Source organism: Nitrospira sp. BLG_2 (genome assembly GCF_049222245.1).
On the sequence record NZ_JBLYIG010000004.1, the window covers coordinates 1 to 4,217 of the forward strand.

Below are 4,217 nucleotides of genomic sequence, written 5' to 3' on the forward strand. Positions count from 1 at the left end.
ACGTCCTTACCGCCGAACAGTTTCGTCAAACGGACATGGAGAGGAAATGCCAAATGGGCCAACAAGCCCGCCCACAAGGCTGAGAAGAGGAACGGCTTGAGCATCAGCCCGATTTGATAAAGAAGTAATACCAGGAGAGAAAAGAACACGATGGAAAAGATCTGCTGTCGAGTCATGGAAGATGTCGGAACCTCTTGAAAAGGTATCGAGTAAATAGCAGATCCAACAGCGTCTGTCACGACAGGAAAAAGAATGGCATGGAAAGAGAGGGGCCTCCCGATGTGGGACAGCACTGAGAGCACGAGGCGGAGGTTAGTTTACAGGTCGGGGGCCTTTCCGATTAGCGCAACCGCTTTCCCTCGATGCATGTTCATGTCGCGAACGTTATTAGGCAACCGGGGCGCTTCTTCGGGCCAGGCGGTCACGCCCATGTCGCTCACGCCCTGAAATTTGGCTCCCTCCTCCATCAACATTGTAGGACAATGGACTTCGCCGATGAGGATCGCTGTTTTGAGGAGTTGGATTTTTCCGGTTGCCGTCACCGTGGCCTTAATACGTCCACTGCTGATCAGTGAGTCGGCGTGGATGGCTCCCTTCACAACTCCGTCTTCCCCGACAATGACTTCTCCTTTCGTGTGCACATCACCTTCGAGCCGTCCATCGATCCGCACGGTACCGTCGACTTTGATTTCACCCTTCAGTTCGACACCTTTTGCCAACAACGTGATATTGCCATCGTCTATATAACCGGTTTTTTTCATGGGGGCTCCTCGGTGCAGATGATCTTCTCACAGGTTACCGTAGGACCGGGGATAGGCATAACAGTTTGTGGAATCCGGCATCGCTGTACTGGCCTCTAACTTACTTTATTGCGGCAAACCGAACGTCTGCTTCAGTCGTTCCCAGAGCCCGCCACCGTGAACTTCGCAATAGGCTGTCGGCTCCGTCCCTGCGATGAAGAACTCTAACGTTTTCTCCGGACATTGCGAAGTCGCGAGCTGTCCGCTTTTGGGATCGACCCTATGCCGGACGACCCCAACCGGCATGTCAAAATCCGGAGGATCACGCGGCATGATCTGAACCGCCAATTCACTCCATATTGGAAGGGCTGCCTGTGCACCGGTCAATTTGATGGGTCGTTCGTCATCAAAACCGACCCACACACCGATCGCTATGTCTCGACTATATCCGATGAACCAAGCATCTCGGTACCCATCGGTCGTCCCAGTCTTGCCTGCCACAGGACCTCGCACCCCTAACGCTCTAGCTTTAGCCCCCGTACCTCGATCCATCACCCCTTTCAACAGCGATGTAATAAGAAACGCTCCTTGCGGGGTTGCGGCCTGATGTCGATCGAGGGGAGGGCTCCAAATGGTTTCCCTTCCCTCACGCACCATGTTGGACAGCGCAATCGGATGGATGACTATGCCTCCGTTGGCGAGGCCGGCGTACGCAGACGTAATCTGAAGCAAAGAGACCGAAGAACTACCCAGCGCCAGCGACAAATTGTCCGCCAACGGTGTGGTTATTCCAAACGCATGTAGCAAATTCATGAGCGCTGTAATTCCAGTTCGGTGTGCAGTCCGAACGGCAGGAACGTTCAAGGACTGCTCGATCGCCGTTCGGACCGTCACTTGTCCTCTGTATTGCCGATCGTAATTCTGAGGCGTCCAAGACCCTGTGCCGGACTCTAACGTCACCGGCTCATCCACGAGTAATGTTGCCGGAGTCAGTCCGGCCGTACCTTGGTCACGTGCCGCCTCAAATCCAGCGAGGTACACAAATGGTTTGAAGAGAGATCCCGCCGATCGATGCGCTTGCACCGCACGATTGAACTGACTTAGGCGATAGTTACGACCGCCTACCATCGCCAGCACATGGCCGGTCTTCACATCGAGTACGACCGCGGCTCCCTGAAGCGGAGGTTCGACTCCGGCCAGAGCCGGATAGCGCTTTTCAAGTTTCGTCAACCCTTCCTGCAGCACCTGCGCGACGATTCGCTGAACTCTGGGGTCAAGGGTCGAATAAATTCTTGCGCCGTCCGGTATGTCCATTCCTATCCCTTGCTCAATTTCTCTGAGCAAGTGATCGACAAAGTACGGCGCATCGGTGAGAACGTCCTGATTCAGCATGACTTTCACCGGCCGGCTCATGGCATGCGCCACGGCCTCCTCCGTCAAAATCCCCTCTTCCCTCAGACGTCGAAGCACCACATTTCGCCGCTTCGTTGCATACTCAATGTCTTTTACAGGGGAATACGTGTTGGGACCCTTGATCAATCCGACGATCAGCGCCATTCCATCGATGGACAGTTCGTCAACATTCTTACTGAAGTAGCGATGAGAGGCTTCTCCCACACCGTAGATCGAAACCGGTCCGGCTTGACCGAGATAGATCTCGTTCAAATAGCTCTCCAGGATTTCTTCCTTCCGATACTTGAACTCGAGGGCTATCGCGGCCATCACTTCCCTGAGCTTCCGCCCAATGGTTCGCTTTGGAGAATAGTAGAGGTTCTTGGCCAATTGCTGAGTGAGCGTGCTGCCTCCCTGCACGACTCCGCCGCGAGTCGTGTTGATCCAAAGGGCTCGCCCGATTGCGATGGGATCAACGCCGAAATGGGAAAAAAATCGATGATCTTCGATGATCAGTAGCGTCTTAATCAGAGAGGGAGGCACACGGTCCAGCGGAATCCATTCCCGGACCTGCCGGGAACCGGAGCGCATCCCGCTGATCAAAACCGGCTCGAGGGAAACCAAGGGAAGCGGTTGTCCATCGGACGCTGACAACACCTCGGTGATGATGCCGTTCACCAGGATCAATCGGACTGATCGTGCAGGAAGTTGATTCTCCTCCTGAGCATGCAGAAAGATCTCGATTAAGTCCTTTGTGGCGAAATACTCACCTGCTGCCCGTGGTGCCGCAGCGACCGACTTGTACTCCAACCGGCGCAGATGGTCGAGCAATCCCGAATCTACAGGATGGAGCCCCGGCGTCAAAAAAAACGGGGCGCCATAGATCAACAGTGGTGGATGCTCATCGCTTTTGGGGAGAGCCAGAGTGGTTGAAAGAAAGATAGCATACCCGCCCACTAGAGCTAACGTCGCTCCAAATACGATAAGGAATGGAACGAGGAGGCGCCTCGTCAACGAGGCAGGCCGAGGTGACGTTCGAGCCAACATGGCCCCCAGCTTACCCTGTATCTTCAGACAAGGAAACTGTGCGGCTAATATCTATGGGAATGCGCATCCCGGAGAATCTATTCGTGCTGTTGCTGTGCTAACAGAAGTCGTGAACGACTGTGGCCAGAGTAAGGAGGTTATCGGGTCAACTCGATCGGTTGGGAAACACCTGACATCTCCAACTCCGAAGTACGGTGGAGACCTCAGGCGGTGTCTGGCTTATCTGAAATGGGACCGTCATGCTCCGATTCATTGGGCCGTGAACGACTGCCGTCCTCGCTTGAGAATTCAGGCTCCATATTCGGCAAAGTTTTTTCGTCATGAACTCGCGGTCGCCTAAGGTTGGCGGTCAACTTTTCTTTGGTCCCGACACCACCAGGCAGGACAACACCTGCCAACCCAACCGCCATTGTCGTGCCGATGGCGATTTCAGTTGTACGGTCTGGGTGTTGGAATTCTCCGTGATCCGATACAAGCGAAGTGGAATCTTTATGATCTTGGGCTGTGACCTTTCCCTTGGTCTTGTTCTCGCTGATTTGAGCAGGTGACAATTCCGTTTCTTCTGCATTCGACTTCTCTTTCTCAAGAGACTCTTCGTGACTAACACCCGGATGCTTTTCCTTGAGGTTCGCTGTATCGGCTGGCGGGGAAGATTCCGTTGTTATTTCCATCGCCTTTCGAAGGCCCTCTAACGGACGGAATTGCACTTTGCCGGTCTCAAGTTCTTCATCCCAAAGCGAAGAGAACGCCATGCCATTCTCATGTGTGACCATCGAATGACTTGTCCCAGAAGTGCCGGACACATTCGGAGGTGGCAGCGGCTCATACGCATCGATGAGGATGATGGTAAAAGACTTGTCATAGGTCAACCCACCTGCGTCCATGACCCTGACAGTGATCATATGGCTAGTCGTGGTTTCGTAGTTCAAGAGCGCGCCGTTGACAACCGTGACCTCGCCCGTGCTGCTGTTGATCGCAAAGCGCCCGCCCGCATTGTCGGTCAAGGTGTAGGTCGCCGTGTCCCCGCTGTCGGGATCG

The 4,217-nt window shown here is 54.2% G+C and carries 3 protein-coding genes; all 3 read right to left on the minus strand.

Annotated features, from left to right (window positions below):
* Nucleotides 1–317: 317 nt before the first annotated feature.
* A complete protein-coding gene (locus tag ACOSYY_RS00070; RefSeq protein WP_421660174.1) occupies nt 318–761 on the minus strand; it encodes a bactofilin family protein in 444 nt (147 codons plus the stop codon).
* A gap of 105 nt (nt 762–866) precedes the next feature.
* A complete protein-coding gene (locus ACOSYY_RS00075) occupies nt 867–3,179 on the minus strand; it encodes a PBP1A family penicillin-binding protein (protein ID WP_421660175.1) in 2,313 nt (770 codons plus the stop codon).
* A 203-nt stretch (nt 3,180–3,382) separates the two neighbouring features.
* On the minus strand, nt 3,383–4,217 hold an 835-nt coding region (locus ACOSYY_RS00080), incomplete at its 5' end, for a cadherin repeat domain-containing protein (protein WP_421660177.1).